This window comes from Vibrio sp. ABH4_348 (assembly GCF_056159765.1).
On sequence record NZ_JBSWVW010000001.1, the window covers coordinates 206,302 to 220,638 of the forward strand.

17 protein-coding genes are annotated in these 14,337 nt (G+C 44.2%); 10 read left to right on the forward strand and 7 right to left on the reverse strand.

What is annotated here, in order from left to right:
* Window positions 1-4 precede the first annotated feature (4 nt).
* The 5 genes from truD (at window position 5) to rpoS (ending at window position 4,347) form a co-directional block, all read left to right on the forward strand.
* Entirely contained in the window at window positions 5-991 is a 987-nt protein-coding gene (gene truD, locus ACXAFJ_RS01100) for a tRNA pseudouridine(13) synthase TruD (protein WP_475320827.1), read from the forward strand.
* Complete coding sequence (surE, locus tag ACXAFJ_RS01105; RefSeq protein WP_475320828.1) at window positions 991-1,743, forward strand: 5'/3'-nucleotidase SurE; 753 nt, start codon at window positions 991-993, stop codon at window positions 1,741-1,743. The genes truD and surE overlap by 1 nt, the downstream gene beginning before the upstream one ends.
* 6 nt (window positions 1,744-1,749) lie before the next feature.
* Complete coding sequence (locus ACXAFJ_RS01110) at window positions 1,750-2,373, forward strand: protein-L-isoaspartate(D-aspartate) O-methyltransferase (RefSeq protein WP_475320829.1); 624 nt, start codon at window positions 1,750-1,752, stop codon at window positions 2,371-2,373.
* Complete coding sequence (locus ACXAFJ_RS01115) at window positions 2,374-3,297, forward strand: peptidoglycan DD-metalloendopeptidase family protein (protein WP_475320831.1); 924 nt, start codon at window positions 2,374-2,376, stop codon at window positions 3,295-3,297.
* 75 nt (window positions 3,298-3,372) lie between these two features.
* The gene (rpoS, locus tag ACXAFJ_RS01120) at window positions 3,373-4,347 is read left to right on the forward strand and encodes an RNA polymerase sigma factor RpoS (protein WP_475320832.1); all 975 of its coding nucleotides are present in this window, start codon (window positions 3,373-3,375) and stop codon (window positions 4,345-4,347) included.
* A gap of 69 nt (window positions 4,348-4,416) precedes the next feature.
* On the opposite strand, the gene ACXAFJ_RS01125 is transcribed toward rpoS, so the two are convergent.
* Complete coding sequence (locus ACXAFJ_RS01125; protein WP_475320833.1) at window positions 4,417-5,697, reverse strand: HlyC/CorC family transporter; 1,281 nt, start codon at window positions 5,695-5,697, stop codon at window positions 4,417-4,419.
* Window positions 5,698-5,802: 105 nt separating this feature from the next.
* Window positions 5,803-6,597 carry a cytochrome C assembly family protein gene (locus tag ACXAFJ_RS01130; protein WP_475320835.1) on the reverse strand — a complete coding sequence of 265 codons (795 nt, stop codon included), beginning with the start codon at window positions 6,595-6,597 and terminating at the stop codon, window positions 5,803-5,805.
* A gap of 322 nt (window positions 6,598-6,919) precedes the next feature.
* Between ACXAFJ_RS01130 and ffh the strand changes: the two genes are divergently transcribed.
* The 5 genes from ffh to rplS all read left to right on the forward strand — a co-directional run bounded on the left by ffh (window position 6,920) and on the right by rplS (window position 10,476).
* Window positions 6,920-8,299 (forward strand): signal recognition particle protein, encoded by a 1,380-nt coding sequence (gene ffh / locus ACXAFJ_RS01135; RefSeq protein WP_475320836.1) that lies wholly within the window; start codon window positions 6,920-6,922, stop codon window positions 8,297-8,299.
* A 199-nt stretch (window positions 8,300-8,498) separates the two neighbouring features.
* Window positions 8,499-8,747 (forward strand): 30S ribosomal protein S16, encoded by a 249-nt coding sequence (gene rpsP / locus ACXAFJ_RS01140; RefSeq protein WP_475320838.1) that lies wholly within the window; start codon window positions 8,499-8,501, stop codon window positions 8,745-8,747.
* A 34-nt stretch (window positions 8,748-8,781) separates the two neighbouring features.
* On the forward strand, window positions 8,782-9,312 hold the full coding sequence (gene rimM, locus ACXAFJ_RS01145) for a ribosome maturation factor RimM (RefSeq protein WP_475320839.1): 531 nt from the start codon (window positions 8,782-8,784) through the stop codon (window positions 9,310-9,312).
* Between the two features lie 24 nt (window positions 9,313-9,336).
* On the forward strand, window positions 9,337-10,089 hold the full coding sequence (gene trmD, locus ACXAFJ_RS01150) for a tRNA (guanosine(37)-N1)-methyltransferase TrmD (protein ID WP_475320840.1): 753 nt from the start codon (window positions 9,337-9,339) through the stop codon (window positions 10,087-10,089).
* Window positions 10,090-10,122: 33 nt separating this feature from the next.
* Window positions 10,123-10,476 (forward strand): 50S ribosomal protein L19, encoded by a 354-nt coding sequence (gene rplS / locus ACXAFJ_RS01155; RefSeq protein ID WP_475320842.1) that lies wholly within the window; start codon window positions 10,123-10,125, stop codon window positions 10,474-10,476.
* Between the two features lie 84 nt (window positions 10,477-10,560).
* Here rplS and yacG read toward each other — a convergent pair whose 3' ends face one another.
* From yacG to ACXAFJ_RS01180, 5 genes are read right to left on the reverse strand one after another with little or no spacing between them, the layout of a single operon-like run.
* Window positions 10,561-10,752 carry a DNA gyrase inhibitor YacG gene (gene yacG, locus ACXAFJ_RS01160; RefSeq protein ID WP_475320843.1) on the reverse strand — a complete coding sequence of 64 codons (192 nt, stop codon included), beginning with the start codon at window positions 10,750-10,752 and terminating at the stop codon, window positions 10,561-10,563.
* 13 nt (window positions 10,753-10,765) lie between these two features.
* A complete protein-coding gene (gene zapD, locus ACXAFJ_RS01165; protein WP_475320844.1) occupies window positions 10,766-11,506 on the reverse strand; it encodes a cell division protein ZapD in 741 nt (246 codons plus the stop codon).
* A gap of 44 nt (window positions 11,507-11,550) precedes the next feature.
* Complete coding sequence (coaE, locus tag ACXAFJ_RS01170; protein ID WP_475320846.1) at window positions 11,551-12,171, reverse strand: dephospho-CoA kinase; 621 nt, start codon at window positions 12,169-12,171, stop codon at window positions 11,551-11,553.
* A gap of 10 nt (window positions 12,172-12,181) precedes the next feature.
* Window positions 12,182-13,075 (reverse strand): prepilin peptidase, encoded by an 894-nt coding sequence (locus tag ACXAFJ_RS01175; protein ID WP_475320847.1) that lies wholly within the window; start codon window positions 13,073-13,075, stop codon window positions 12,182-12,184.
* A 34-nt stretch (window positions 13,076-13,109) separates the two neighbouring features.
* Window positions 13,110-14,336 carry a type II secretion system F family protein gene (locus ACXAFJ_RS01180; protein ID WP_475320849.1) on the reverse strand — a complete coding sequence of 409 codons (1,227 nt, stop codon included), beginning with the start codon at window positions 14,334-14,336 and terminating at the stop codon, window positions 13,110-13,112.
* Window position 14,337: the final 1 nt, after the last annotated feature.

The following is a 14,337-nucleotide window of genomic DNA, read 5'->3' on the forward strand; positions in this document are numbered from 1 at the left end:
CAATATGGCAGATGTAATGGCAGGGTTTGCTCATCTTTATGGAAAACCTACAGCGACCGGTTATCTAAAAACGATTCCTGAACATTTCAAGGTTTCAGAAAACTTGGGTTTTGAACCCAGTGGTCAAGGCGAACACCTATTTATCAGAATTCGAAAAACGGGCGAAAATACCCGTTTTGTTGCGAATGAACTTGCCAAATTTTGCGGTGTCAAATCTCGAGACGTCAGTTGGGCGGGGTTAAAAGACCGCCATGCCGTGACAGAGCAATGGCTCAGTATTTATCTGCCTAAGGCTGATGACATTGATTTTTCACTTTTCTCAGCCAAGTATCCCCAAGTTGAAGTGCTTGCGGTAACTCGTCACAACAAAAAGCTTAGGCCGGGTGAATTAGAGTCCAATGATTTTGAGCTGGTTATCGACCGAGTAACGGATCTGGCGGATGTTGAGAGCCGGCTTGATGAGCTGGCTAGACACGGAGTGCCAAATTATTTTGGTAGTCAGAGATTTGGTAACGAAGGATCCAATGTTGAGGAAGCAAGACGTTGGGGCAGAGAAAACGTCCGAAGCCGCAATGCGAATCAGCGTAGTACTTATTTATCTGCTGCACGTTCATGGATCTTTAATCAGATTGTTTCTAAGCGCATCGAGCAAAACATTTTTACCACTCAAATTGAAGGTGACATTTTGGATCCAAATGGGCCTTGCTTGATTACAGCGGCACTTGCTGGTGACAACGCGTTACCAACTCAAGCAGATGCGCTCAAGCTAGAACAGGAATGTGTGGATGGTGAGCCTGATTTAATGACACTTATTCGCGGAAACCGAATGCAACAGGATCGACGTGCCATTGTATTACATCCTCAAAACCTAAGTTGGGATCGAGGGGAGGATAGCATTGCAATTCGCTTTACCTTGCCAGCTGGTAGTTTTGCAACCGTGGTTGTCAGAGAGTTAGTGCAAGAGTTGGTAGTAGAAAGGACATACGATTAATGGCAAAGCGTTTAAAAATTTTGCTAAGTAATGATGATGGCGTGCATGCTGAAGGAATTCGAGCTCTGCAATACGAGCTCTCAGATATAGCTGACATCGTCATTGTGGCACCCGATCGCAATCGCTCAGGGGCGTCTAACTCTTTAACGTTAGAAACGCCGCTTAGAGTGAAAGAGATTGAAGCCAATGTCTATTCCGTTCAAGGCACGCCGACCGACTGCGTGCATTTCGCTCTTAATGAACTAATGAAAGACGATTTGCCTGATTTTGTACTATCGGGAATCAATCACGGTGGCAATTTGGGTGACGATGTTCTGTATTCTGGGACCGTTGCAGCGGCCATGGAAGGACACTTTTTAGGTGTTCCGGCACTGGCCTTTTCTCTAGCAGGCAATCAACACTTTTCTCACGCGGCCAAAATAGCCAAATCTTTTGTCAAAAAGGCGCTGACTGAAACGGTACCTGATCAACGTTTACTCAACATTAATATTCCGGATTGCTCATCAGCAGAACTCAAAGGTTGGAAAGTCACCCGTCTTGGAGCTCGCCATCATGCAGAGCCGATGATCAAACAAAACGATCCTAGAGGGCACGCGATTTATTGGCTTGGGCCTCCTGGAAAAGAGCAAGATGCCGGAGAAGGTACGGATTTTCATGCCATTGAACACGGGTATGTTTCAGTGACTCCGATACAAGTCGATCTGACTGCTCATCAGTCGCTCAACAAGCTCAATTCTTGGTTGGGAGAGTAAAGCTAAGTGGCGGGCTCAGTACAACAACTAATCAACACTTTAGTTAGCTACGGCATTGATGATGAAAATGTGCTTAATGCTATCGCTAGTATTCCTCGTGAGCACTTTTTGTCACCAGCTATGTTCCATCAAGCGTATGATAACAATGCGCTTCCAATTGGTTACGGTCAAACTATCTCTCAGCCTTACATCGTGGCTAAGATGACGCAAATGTTGCAACTCAAGCGCGACAGTAAAGTTTTGGAAATTGGTACAGGGTCAGGGTATCAGACAGCGATATTAAGCCAACTCGTCGACCATGTTCATTCTGTAGAGCGCATAAAAGCACTGCAGTGGGAAGCAAAGCGCCGACTTAAGCAACTGGATATCTACAACATATCCACAAAACATGGCGATGGCTGGTTAGGTTGGTCTTCGAAAGGGCCATTTGACGCAATTATTGTCACTGCAGCAGCAAAGGAAATACCTCAGGCGCTGCTCGAGCAAGTTGCCGATCAAGGCACCATGTTAATTCCTGTGGGTGAAGATCAACAGACGCTGTATAAGATTGTCCGCGATGGAGAGCGATTACACACCTCTGAAATTGAACCCGTACGCTTTGTACCGCTTGTCGCAGGAGAACTGGTCTAGGTGTTTAAGAATCTGTTTCTTAGTTTATTTTTGGTGCTAGTTGTGACTGGATGTGCAACGCATATACCAGCACCGGTCACCTCTATTGGCGAAGAAGCGGATACTCAAAATAGAAATTATGGTTCTGTTTCTCGTGGCAGTTTTCGCGGTAGCTTTTATGAAGTCAAAGACGGCGATACGCTGTATTTTATATCCTATGTCACAAATAAAGATGTAAACGATCTAATTCGTTTCAATGATCTGAAAGAGCCTTACACCATTTATCCTGGTCAAAAGATCAACCTTTGGAGACCAGCCTACAAAGCACCTTCGTTTGGATCTAGTGCTGACATTGCTCCTAATTCAAAAGGACCACTTAATTCGCCTAACAAAAGTACTAGTCTCAGCAAAGAGAATGATCAGAAAATTACGAACAAGGTCGCAAATAAAGCCCCCCAGACGTCTAAACAGGATCCCCAAAAGGCTGTTGATCAATCAAAAGCAAAAGAGTATGTTGAAACTTCAGGTGGAAAAAGTGTTAATAACCTGTCTGAAAACGCTGGAAAGAATAATAGAAAAATCAGCAAATGGTATTGGCCAACTAAAGGGAGGGTCATAAAAAACTTTTCTGCAGGGGATCAAGGAAACAAAGGCATAGATATCGCGGGACAGCGAGGACAAGCCATCATTTCCGCTGCAGCTGGAGAAGTTGTTTACTCCGGTAATGCACTTAGAGGTTACGGTAATTTAATCATCATAAAACATAACGATAATTACTTAAGTGCTTACGCACACAACGACAGGTTGCTAGTACACGAAGGACAAAGTGTTACAGCAGGCCAAAAAATAGCCACTATGGGCAGTTCAGGTACGAATACAGTTCGCTTGCATTTTGAAATTCGTTACCAAGGTAAATCCGTCAATCCAAGACGTTATTTACCCTAGTTTTTAATTCGCTAAACATGAATACAGGGACATTTAAGGCAGTAATGTCATTCTATTTCGCCAGGGGGAGGCGCTATGGGCAATACAGCAGCAAAAATCGAACAATTCGATCTATCTAACGATTTGAACGCGTTTGCAGCAAATAACGCAAACGAATCTAATTCTAACGATTCCAACAAAGAAGAGTATGAAGTGTCATCCAAAAGTTTGGATGCAACACAACTTTACCTCGGAGAAATTGGTTTCTCGCCACTATTAACCGCAGAAGAAGAAGTTCTTTACGCTCGTCGAGCACTTCGTGGAGACGAAGCGGCACGTAAACGAATGATCGAAAGTAATTTACGCTTGGTAGTTAAGATCTCACGTCGTTATAGCAATCGAGGTTTAGCTTTACTGGACTTGATTGAAGAAGGCAACTTAGGTTTGATCCGGGCCGTGGAGAAATTTGATCCTGAACGAGGATTCCGATTTTCTACCTATGCTACATGGTGGATCAGACAAACCATTGAACGTGCTTTGATGAATCAAACTCGAACTATCCGTTTACCTATCCACGTTGTTAAAGAGTTAAATATTTATCTTCGTACCGCTCGTGAGTTATCACAAAAACTGGACCACGAACCAACCGCAGAAGAAATCGCAATCCAGCTTGATAAGCCGGTATCAGATGTTAGTAAGATGCTTCGCTTGAATGAGCGTGTTAGTTCGGTAGATACACCAATTGGTGGTGATAGCGAAAAAGCACTGTTGGATATCATTCCAGACATTAATAACTCGGATCCAGAAGTATCGACTCAAGATGATGATATTAAAACATCTTTAATTGACTGGCTTGATGAGCTAAACCCAAAACAAAAAGAAGTGTTAGCACGTCGATTTGGGTTGTTGGGCTATGAGCCGTCTACTTTGGAAGAAGTTGGACGTGAAATAAACCTCACCCGAGAACGAGTAAGACAGATCCAAGTTGAAGGTCTTCGTCGTCTACGCGAGATCCTTATCAAACAAGGGTTGAATATGGAAAGCTTATTCAGCGTAGAAGAAGAAGCTTAACGCGCTTAAAAACAATGACAAAAAAGCCTCGCAAATTTTGCGAGGCTTTTTTTGATCTTAATGGATCTTTTAGTCATCTGAGTCATCGTCAGTTTTAGGGAAAACGCGAACCAGTTTGATACGGTTTTCTTCCAGTGCGATGATTTCCATTGGATGTCCTTCGACTTGAATGCTCAAGCGATTTTCTGGGATGTCTTCAAGGTGTTCTAACAACAAACCATTGAGTGTTCTTGGACCATCTGTTGGTAAGTCCCACTTAAGGCCCTTGTTAATGTCGCGAATATTCGCGCTACCTTCAATTAAGAAGCTACCATCAAATTGCGGCGTAATTTCATCTGAAAGGCTAGGAGCAATCGACGTAGTAAATTCACCTACGATTTCTTCCAAAATATCTTCGAGCGTTACCAAGCCATTGATGTCGCCGTATTCGTCGACAATGAGACCAATTCGCTGCTTTTTACGCTGGAACTTGAGTAGTTGAACGTTTAGCGGCGTACCTTCTGGAATGAAATACACTTCATCCGCTGCGCGCAACAGGGTTTCTTTGTTGAACTCGTTTTTTTCCAACATCAAGCGGTAAGCTTCACGCAAACGCAGCATTCCCACTACTTCATCAATCTGATCTCGATAAAGAACCACACGCCCGTGAGGGGAGTGTGTTAACTGTCTGACGATGGATTTCCAATCATCGTTAATGTCGATACCAGTGATTTCGTTACGCGGAACCATGATATCGCTTACCGTGACATGCTCGAGATCGAGGATCGATAGCAACATATCTTGGTGGCGACGTGGAATGAGCCCGCCAGCCTCGTTTACGACAGTTCGAAGTTCTTCTGAGCTGAGGTGATCTTTGCCATCATGTTTGGCATTAATGCCCAGCAGACGAATAAATCCATTGGTAATGAAATTCACTAGAATGACGAGAGGTGAAAGCACCTTCATCAGAATAGTGAGTAGAACACTACTGGCGTAGGACACACGTTCTGGATATAGCGCCGCCAGTGTTTTTGGTGTTACTTCGGCAAAGACGAGTATCACCAAGGTGAGCGCACCTGTGGCTATCGCAACCCCGATATCACCAAATAAGCGCATACCCAAGATAGTCGCGATCGCAGAGGCGAGGATATTGACTAGGTTGTTGCCGATAAGAATAAGTCCGATAAGGCGATCTGGACGATTTAAGAGTTTTTCGACTCTTTGCGCGCCTTTGTGACCAGTTCCTGAGAGGTGTTTCAATCGATAGCGGTTCAGGGCCATCATGCCGGTTTCTGAACCTGAAAAATAACCGGAGATAACGATTAACAATGCGAGTATTGCAAACAGCAGACCCGTAGATATGTCGTCCAAAGTGGTGGTTGTCCTTGTTATTGTCTGACTAATTTATGACCGATAGCGCGTTGGATGTCAATTTTGCGAATCAATCAGGGCATGAATGATGCTTAAGTTAGCGAGCTAAGTCAAAATAACTTCACGCACAAAACGGCTACCAAAATAGGCCAACGTTAAAAGTGTGGCACCAGCAATGGCAAACCACGTTACTTTGCGTCCTCGCCAGCCTTTTTGGTAATGGCCCCACAGCAAAGTGCTAAACACAAGCCAAGCCACCAAAGATAAAATGGCTTTGTGCGCTTTGCCTTGAGCAAACATGTCTTGCACAAAAATCAAACCAGTTGCCAAGGTACCTGTTAGCAGCCCGTTGCCGATCACTATGATCTTAAATAACTGTCTTTCAACCATTAGTAACGGTGGGAAATTTGGATTCAGTGCTAGCGCCTTCTTACTTTTCAGTTTGTGATCAAGCCAAGCTAATTGCAGCGCATACAGTGCGCCGATGGTTAGGGTTGAATAAGCAAATAGTGCGAGCGAAATATGAATCAGCAGTTTGGGGTCTTGCTCTAAATGAGTAATAAAAGTACTCGGCAAAAGTTTGGCGGCGACTAGATTAATTGCCGCAAAACTGTACACGACGGGAAGAATAAACCACAACCGAGTCTTGAGCATAGCCAGACTCATCACTAAACACACGATAAAGCTTATCAGGGACGCAACATTCAGAATGCTGAGATTCTGCCCTGCATAAGCAAAGATCAGTGAACCAAGAGACCAACCGTGGAAAACCAGCGCCGTTGAAGCACTGGCTAATACGATATTCGAACGAATACCTTTTTGGTGCACTAAGCCCGGAATGATGGTCGCGATCGCAATGGCATACAAAATGGCGGCAGCAATTGCGGTTAAATTTTCCATGTTTGATTAACACTATGTTGTGATGAGAAAAGTCAGCGAGCCAAATTATCGTCTTACCGCTGATACAGAAAGCAATTGTGAAAGATACAGCATTAAAGTCAATAGACCTACATCAAGCTTGGTAGCTAAGTCTTTGTATTTGTATCGACAGGCTGGCATTAGACAATAGTTAACGAGAAATTTAATTCTCAGCAGAGACTTAGGACTGCTGATGCACTTTAGCGCAACTTAAGGTTATAATCATGGCATCTGCGTCTAGAGTACGCCTGTGCTATACAGTCAGTCTTAAAGGCGTCATCCCAGTTTCTAAATTGAGAGTGTTATGTTTGAAAATCTAACGGATCGCTTGTCGAAAACCCTGAAAAACATCAGCGGCAAAGGACGACTAACAGAAGACAACATCAAAGATACGCTGCGCGAAGTTCGAATGGCGCTACTCGAAGCAGACGTTGCTTTACCTGTAGTCCGCGAGTTTGTTAAGCGAGTAAAAGAAAGTGCCGTCGGCGTTGAGGTTTCAAAATCTCTAACTCCGGGGCAAGAGTTCATCAAGATAGTTCAAAGTGAACTTGAAGCTGTGATGGGTGAGTCCAACGAGGCGCTTAATCTAGCCGCTCAGCCACCTGCTGTGATTCTTATGGCAGGTTTGCAGGGTGCAGGTAAAACTACCAGCGTTGGTAAGCTTTCAAAACATTTAAAAGAAAGAGACAAAAAGAAAGTTCTGGTTGTTTCTGCCGACGTATACCGCCCAGCAGCGATCAAACAGCTGGAAACATTGGCATCAGATGTTGGCGTAGACTTTTTTCCATCATCGGCAGACCAAAAGCCGATTGATATAGCTAACGCCGCCATTGATCATGCCAAGAAAAAATTCTATGACGTTCTTTTAGTCGATACCGCGGGTCGCCTAGCGGTCGACCAAGAGATGATGGACGAAATCCAGCAGCTCCATGCGGCGATTGACCCGGTTGAAACGCTATTTGTTGTCGATGCGATGACAGGTCAAGATGCGGCGAATACGGCAAAAGCATTTGGCGATGCCCTTCCGCTTACCGGTGTAATTCTGACAAAAGTTGATGGTGATGCACGTGGTGGTGCGGCGCTATCGGTGCGTCATATTACGGGCAAGCCAATTAAGTTCTTGGGTGTTGGCGAGAAGACTGATGCGCTGGAGCCGTTCCACCCTGACCGCGTAGCGTCTCGTATTTTGGGCATGGGTGATGTTCTATCACTTATCGAAGACCTACAACGAAATGTCGATCAAGACAAAGCCGAAAAGCTAGCGAAAAAATTCAAAGAGAAAAAAGGCTTTGATCTAGAAGATTTCCGCGAACAACTTGGGCAAATGCAAAACATGGGCGGCATGATGGGCATGCTAGACAAGATGCCGGGTATGTCTCAGCTTCCAGCAAATGTGAAAGACCAAGTTGATGACAAGATGTTTAAGCAGATGGAAGCCATCATCAATTCAATGACGATGAAAGAGCGTCAGCGCCCTGACATTATTAAAGGCTCACGCAAAAAACGTATTGCGGCAGGCTCGGGCACTCAAGTTCAAGATGTGAACCGTCTACTTAAGCAATTCACCCAAATGCAAAAGATGATGAAGAAAATGCAAAAGGGTGGAATGAAAGGCATGATGCGCAACATGCAAGGCATGATGGGCGGTGGTATGGGAGGTGGTTTCAACCCGTTTGGTCGATAACCTCCTATAATCACAAAAAATTGTCAGCAAGGCTGATGAGGCAAGGGATTAAAGCTGGCTAAAAACTAGCTAAATCCCTTGCATTGCTTTGGAATAAGAGTAAAATTCCGGAGCTTTATTTTGGCACGAGACCCCAAACTGTTTAGAAATGAGCGGTTATTGGGGTTAATTTTATTATTGAGAAAGCAAAGAGGACGATATGGTAACCATTCGTTTGGCACGTCACGGCGCTAAAAAGCGTCCATTCTATCAAATCGTTGTAGCGGACAGCCGTAATGCGGCAACTGGTCGTTTCATCGAGAACGTGGGTTTCTTTAACCCAACAGCTCAAGGTCAAGAAGAAGGTCTACGTCTAGACCTAGATCGCGTTAACCACTGGGTTGGTCAAGGCGCGACAGTTTCTGACCGCGTAGCTAAGCTAGTTAAAGACGCGCAAAAAGCTGCGTAATTCGTCACTTAACTAGATGAAAGGTAAAGAAGTCATGAGTAAGCAAAGCGACCGTGTAGTAGTTGGCAAATTTGGTGCCACTTACGGCATTCGTGGCTGGCTTAAACTTTTTTCCTACACAGATAATGCGGAGAGCATTTTCGATTACAAGCCTTGGTTTATCCAACAAAAAGGCGAGTGGGTTGAGTGCAAAGTTGAAAGCTGGAAACGCCATAACAAAGGTATGGTTGTGAAGCTTGAAGGTTGGGATGTACGTGAAGAATCGCACTTACTGACCAATGTTGAAATTGCAATTGATCCGGCGGTACTTCCAGAGCTGTCAGAAGATGAATTCTACTGGCGCGAATTGTTTGGAATGCAAGTGGTTACCCCACAGGGTTACGACTTAGGGGTTGTCAGCGATATGCTGGAAACCGGTTCCAACGATGTTTTGGTTGTGAAAGCCAATCTAAAAGATGCTTTTGGCAAAAAGGAACGTTTGATTCCGTTCCTTGAAGAGCAGGTGATCCTTAATGTGGATCGCGAAGCTCAACGGATCGAAGTTGACTGGGATCCTGGATTTTAACTCCAAGTAATGGAGCGACAAAATATGTGGATTGGTGTTATTAGCCTATTCCCTGAAATGTTTCGCAGCATTACCGAATTTGGAGTAACAGGCCAAGCGGTGAAAAAAGGGCTGTTGTCATTGGAAACTTGGAATCCACGTGATTTCACCCATGACAAACATCGAACTGTCGATGATAAGCCATATGGCGGTGGACCTGGTATGTTGATGATGGTTCAACCATTACGAGATGCTATCCATACTGCCAAACAAGCTTCACCGGGCAAAACGAAAGTCATTTATCTCTCGCCACAAGGTCGTAAGCTCGACCAAGCTGGCGTAGAAGAGCTGGCAACCAATCAGAATTTGATTTTGATTTGTGGCCGTTACGAAGGGATAGATGAGCGTGTCATTCAATCCGAAATTGACGAAGAATGGTCAATTGGTGATTTTGTAATGACGGGTGGTGAACTGCCAGCCATGACGTTGATTGACTCTGTATCTCGGTTTGTTCCGGGCGTATTAGGGGATATGGCGTCAGCAGAAGAAGACTCTTTTGCAAATGGTTTGTTGGATTGTCCACATTACACGCGTCCTGAAGTATTGGAAGGAGAAACGGTACCTCAAGTATTGTTATCCGGAAACCACAAGGACATTCGCCAATGGCGAATGAAACAATCGTTAGGCCGAACTTGGCTAAGAAGACCAGAGCTCCTGGAAAACCTAGCTCTGACTGACGAACAGGAGAGATTGTTGGCAGAATTCATCGATGAACACGATGAGCCTCAATCCAATTAATTTAGTATCAGTTTATTCTAGGAAAAATTTACAATGAGTAACATCATCAAGGCTCTTGAAGAAGAGCAAATGAAGCAAAACCTACCTGAATTCTCTCCAGGTGACACTGTTGTAGTTCAGGTTAAAGTAAAAGAAGGTGACCGTGAGCGTCTACAGGCGTTCGAAGGTGTGGTAATTGGTATCCGCAACCGTGGTCTACACTCTGCATTCACTGTTCGTAAGATCTCTAACGGTGAAGGTGTTGAGCGTACGTTCCAAACTCACTCTCCTTTGGTTGATAGCATTGAAGTTAAGCGCCGCGGTGCAGTACGTCGTGCCAAGTTGTACTACTTGCGTGAGCGCTCTGGTAAGTCTGCTCGTATTAAAGAGAAGCTTGCTAAGAAGTAATGCATTAACCCGCATTCTCAAATTGAAAACGGAGCCAATTGGCTCCGTTTTTTTGTACTTAGAACTTTTTCTAAAAATACTTAATTAATAGTTCTCTTCAGACCAACCATCGCTGTCAGACATATCCGGTGCACCGGGAATGGTGTTTTCCTCGTCGGCCCATTCACCAAAATCGATCATTTGGCACTTTTTGCTACAAAATGGGCGGAAAGGACTTTCGCTACTCCAGATAACAGGGGTTTTACACTGCGGGCAAGGGACTTTGGTAATGTTCATAGTTTTTGACCTATTAGCTGCAAATAGCGAGTTTAAACTCAATGTCTTGGCTGCAAGCTTGGTTGGATTCGAAGTCGATAAACTTAATAGCGAAACGATTCTTATGACCCGAAATCATAGGGTACACGCCATACTCAATCGGGATTTGCAACCTCAGTACATTGGCATCGTCTGCATCGCTCTGGTAAAAGCCGTTGCTCGCCATTGTTGATTTATAGTGACCAGTTTCGCGGGCTAAATTGAGCCAAAGTTTTAGAGCACCCGTCAACGGAGCAAGAGATTCAACCCATTTATTTGCGTCACCATGTTTGTGTTCATCGTTGAGATGCAGCCAGTGGTGTAAACCGGGTAAATCAAAACAACAAGCACCACCAGGCAAGTTAAAGCGTTGTCGAATCGTACTCAGGAATCTATCTTCTTTCAGTGATTGACCAAAGCGCTCAGCATTGATCAGTTTGGCATGTATCGCATCGATGTCGGCTAGTACTTGTTCTAGTGTAGTTTGATTAACACCATCGACATTAAGCCACGCGCGATAAGCTTGTCTTTGTTTTTCAATATCTTTAGCCAATTCACTTTTTAGCTGGATTTGTTCAAATATCTCAATGAGGTCAAACAGGGAGCGAAAAAACAACAAGTGTTGCCATTCATCTTGAAAGCGGCTCGATTGTTCAAGCTGACGAAGCAAAGCCTCGACACGTAAATAAATCCGAGTTTTTTCGTTTAGTGGATGTTCGAACGTTTGAACTGTCATTGAGCTAGTCGCGCAGTTAGCCATTGCATGGGAATTGAATAGCACTATTGTGACTGATTTTGCCCGCTCAATGCTAGGTACTTTTGATGCAAATTAGAAACTTGTTGTCTGATAAGAGAAAGATCACTGTTTTTGTTGTTTTCAATGACGTCATCGGCAATGGCTAAGCGCTGTTGTTGGGAAGCTTGAGAGGAAAGAATGCTGATGACTTGCTGTTTGGGCACACCATCACGATTCACCGTTCTCTCAATTTGTACTTCGGGGTTGACGTCGATAACCAACACTCTATCTACGAGGCTTTGCAACTTGTTTTCCACCATCAATGGAATCACTAGTAGACAATAGGGTGATGTGGCTTCTTGGGTTTGGGTTAACATCTGCTCGCGTATTAGTGGGTGAAGCAGATTGTTAACCCACGCTTTGTCTCGTTCAGATTGAAAAATTTTTTCCCTGAGCAGTGCGCGATTGAGCGTGCCGTCTTGGTTTAGGATATCTGCTCCAAACCGTTCTTGGATTTCCTTTAACGCAGGAGAACCTGCTCCAACAACGTCTCTCGCAATAATATCTGCATCAATGACATCGATATTAAATTGATTTTTAAAAAGGTCAGAGACCGTAGTTTTGCCACTGGCGATTCCACCAGTTACGCCAATTACAAAGCTCATCAGAAGCTCTCTAGTATATTCCCAGAATGGATTGAAAATACCACGCAGAGATTTGTTCTCCAAACATCAAACTAATCCACCCGGCAATGGCTAAATACGGGCCAAATGGGAATGCTTTGTTTAACCCCTTTTGGCTCATGTAAAGTTGTATTAATCCAAACACCAGACCAACTAGCGATGATACTAAAATAATCATCGGCAATGCTTGCCAACCTAACCACGCACCAAGCGCTGCGAGAAGCTTGAAGTCACCGTAACCCATACCTTCTTTACCAGTGAGCAATTTAAAAGCCCAATACAGCGACCAAAGGAAACCATAGCCAGCCATAGCGCCAATCACAGAGTCGGGGAGACTAACTGGGCTGACTTGAATGAGTGCCAGTAATATGCCAGCCCACATAAGCGGTAAAGTAAGCTGATCTGGTAATAGCATGGTATCGAAGTCGATAAAGCTCGCCGCGATAAGTACCCATGTCAGCACGATTAGTCCCAAAGTAAAACCAGATAAACCCAGTTTATATGCCACCGCAAAGCTTAAAATTGCAGTAAGTAATTCAACAGCGGGGTAGCGAATACTGATCGACGTAGCACAGTTGTGGCATTTCCCTCTCAGCAGGAGCCAAGAAAGAATAGGAATGTTATCTACAATTCGAATCGGCGTTTTACAGCTTGGGCAATGAGATGCAGGGCGGCTGAGTGTCAGAGATGGTTCACTGGCATCAAGTTGACTTTCTGGAAAACTGATTGCACATTCGTGTCGCCATTCTTGTTCCATCATCTTGGGAAGACGCGCAATCACCACATTTAAAAAGCTACCGACAAGTAAACCGATGAATGCGGTGAGACTTGGAAACAGCCACGCGTAGAAGTCAAACAGCGCGCGATAATCAGACAATACGTCCATCAACAAAAAATCCAAATCAACAGGGAAAACCGCTTTATCCTAACACACTCATTAAATTGAAGATCGGTAGATACATCGCGATAACTAAGCTACCGACTAATAACCCCAGTACGACAATAATAATTGGTTCAAGAATTTTTCCGAGGTTATCGACTGTGTTGTCGATTTCGAATTCGTAAATGGATGCGATTTTATTGAGCATGTCATCTAGCTGACCAGATTCTTCCCCAATCATAATCATTTGTAACACCATTTCCGGGAAAGTATCGGCATTTCTCATGGCAATATACATTGGCATGCCAGCAGCTGTATCGTGATAGACATCATTGATGGCATCTTGATAGTGAACGTTGTCTGCAGTTTTTGCCGAGGTTTGCAGGCTAGACAAAATAGGAATACCCGCGCTAAAGCTAGTAGCAAGAGTTCGACTAAACTTTGCAATGGCAGCTTTGGCAAATACACCACCCAGAACAGGTATTTTTAAGCTCAAGCGACTGGTTTTGAGCCTAATGTTAAATGATTTTTTCCGCGCTATCTTTAATACAAAGACTAATAAAATAAACCCAACAAATACCATCCACGCATAAGCTTGAGTCCAATGGGAAACACTGAGCACTTTTTGGGTAAACCAAGGCAGGTCAGCGCCAAAGCCGCTAAACATGGATTCGAACTCAGGAATAACTTTGGTCAGCATGAGGTAAGTAACAGCAAGAGCGACGAGTACAACCATTACAGGGTAAATCAGTGCTTTAATGACTTTTGCTCTAAGTTGCTCGGCTTTTTCTCGGTAGTGAGCAATCCGTTCAAATACTTCAGGCAAGTTACCGGATTGTTCTCCCGTGGCAACCAAGTCAATGTACAAGCCGTCAAACAAAGGGCTGGAGCTTTGTATTGCTTTTGATAAGGGAGTACCGGACTCAACCCCCTTAATGACTTTTGCCAAGATGGATTTCATCTCCGCTTTTTTATGGCTGTCCGACATGAGTTTAAGAGCTTGAACCAAGGGTACACCGGTTCCTAACATAGTGGCTAACTGACGAGTGAGCACGGTAATGTCTCTCGATTTAACTCGATGTGCGATCTTAGTGATTACCGAAACACTGCCTTTTTTCAGTTTTTTTATTTGAATTTTTTGCTGAGCCAGTTTGTCACGCACTTCTGACTCGCTCATTGCGAGTATTTGCCCCGAGACTTTCTTTCCGGAGCTGTTAATGCCTTTCCAACGAAAGTTTTTTAGTTGAGCGTTTACCTTTCGAGCCATG

Excerpts from the sequence above, each read along its gene's own strand:
- trmD (WP_475320840.1), top strand. The coding sequence starts at position 9,337 with ATGTGGATTGGTGTTATTAGCCTATTCCCTGAAATGTTTCGCAGCATT.
- truD (WP_475320827.1), top strand. The coding sequence starts at position 5 with ATGGCAGATGTAATGGCAGGGTTTGCTCATCTTTATGGAAAACCTACA.
- surE (WP_475320828.1), top strand. The coding sequence starts at position 991 with ATGGCAAAGCGTTTAAAAATTTTGCTAAGTAATGATGATGGCGTGCAT.
- coaE (WP_475320846.1), bottom strand. The coding sequence starts at position 12,171 with ATGAGCTTTGTAATTGGCGTAACTGGTGGAATCGCCAGTGGCAAAACT.
- rplS (WP_475320842.1), top strand. The coding sequence starts at position 10,123 with ATGAGTAACATCATCAAGGCTCTTGAAGAAGAGCAAATGAAGCAAAAC.
- ACXAFJ_RS01130 (WP_475320835.1), bottom strand. The coding sequence starts at position 6,597 with ATGGAAAATTTAACCGCAATTGCTGCCGCCATTTTGTATGCCATTGCG.
- rpsP (WP_475320838.1), top strand. The coding sequence starts at position 8,499 with ATGGTAACCATTCGTTTGGCACGTCACGGCGCTAAAAAGCGTCCATTC.
- zapD (WP_475320844.1), bottom strand. The coding sequence starts at position 11,506 with ATGACAGTTCAAACGTTCGAACATCCACTAAACGAAAAAACTCGGATT.
- rpoS (WP_475320832.1), top strand. The coding sequence starts at position 3,373 with ATGGGCAATACAGCAGCAAAAATCGAACAATTCGATCTATCTAACGAT.
- ACXAFJ_RS01175 (WP_475320847.1), bottom strand. The coding sequence starts at position 13,075 with ATGGACGTATTGTCTGATTATCGCGCGCTGTTTGACTTCTACGCGTGG.
- ACXAFJ_RS01180 (WP_475320849.1), bottom strand. The coding sequence starts at position 14,336 with ATGGCTCGAAAGGTAAACGCTCAACTAAAAAACTTTCGTTGGAAAGGC.
- ffh (WP_475320836.1), top strand. The coding sequence starts at position 6,920 with ATGTTTGAAAATCTAACGGATCGCTTGTCGAAAACCCTGAAAAACATC.
- rimM (WP_475320839.1), top strand. The coding sequence starts at position 8,782 with ATGAGTAAGCAAAGCGACCGTGTAGTAGTTGGCAAATTTGGTGCCACT.
- yacG (WP_475320843.1), bottom strand. The coding sequence starts at position 10,752 with ATGAACATTACCAAAGTCCCTTGCCCGCAGTGTAAAACCCCTGTTATC.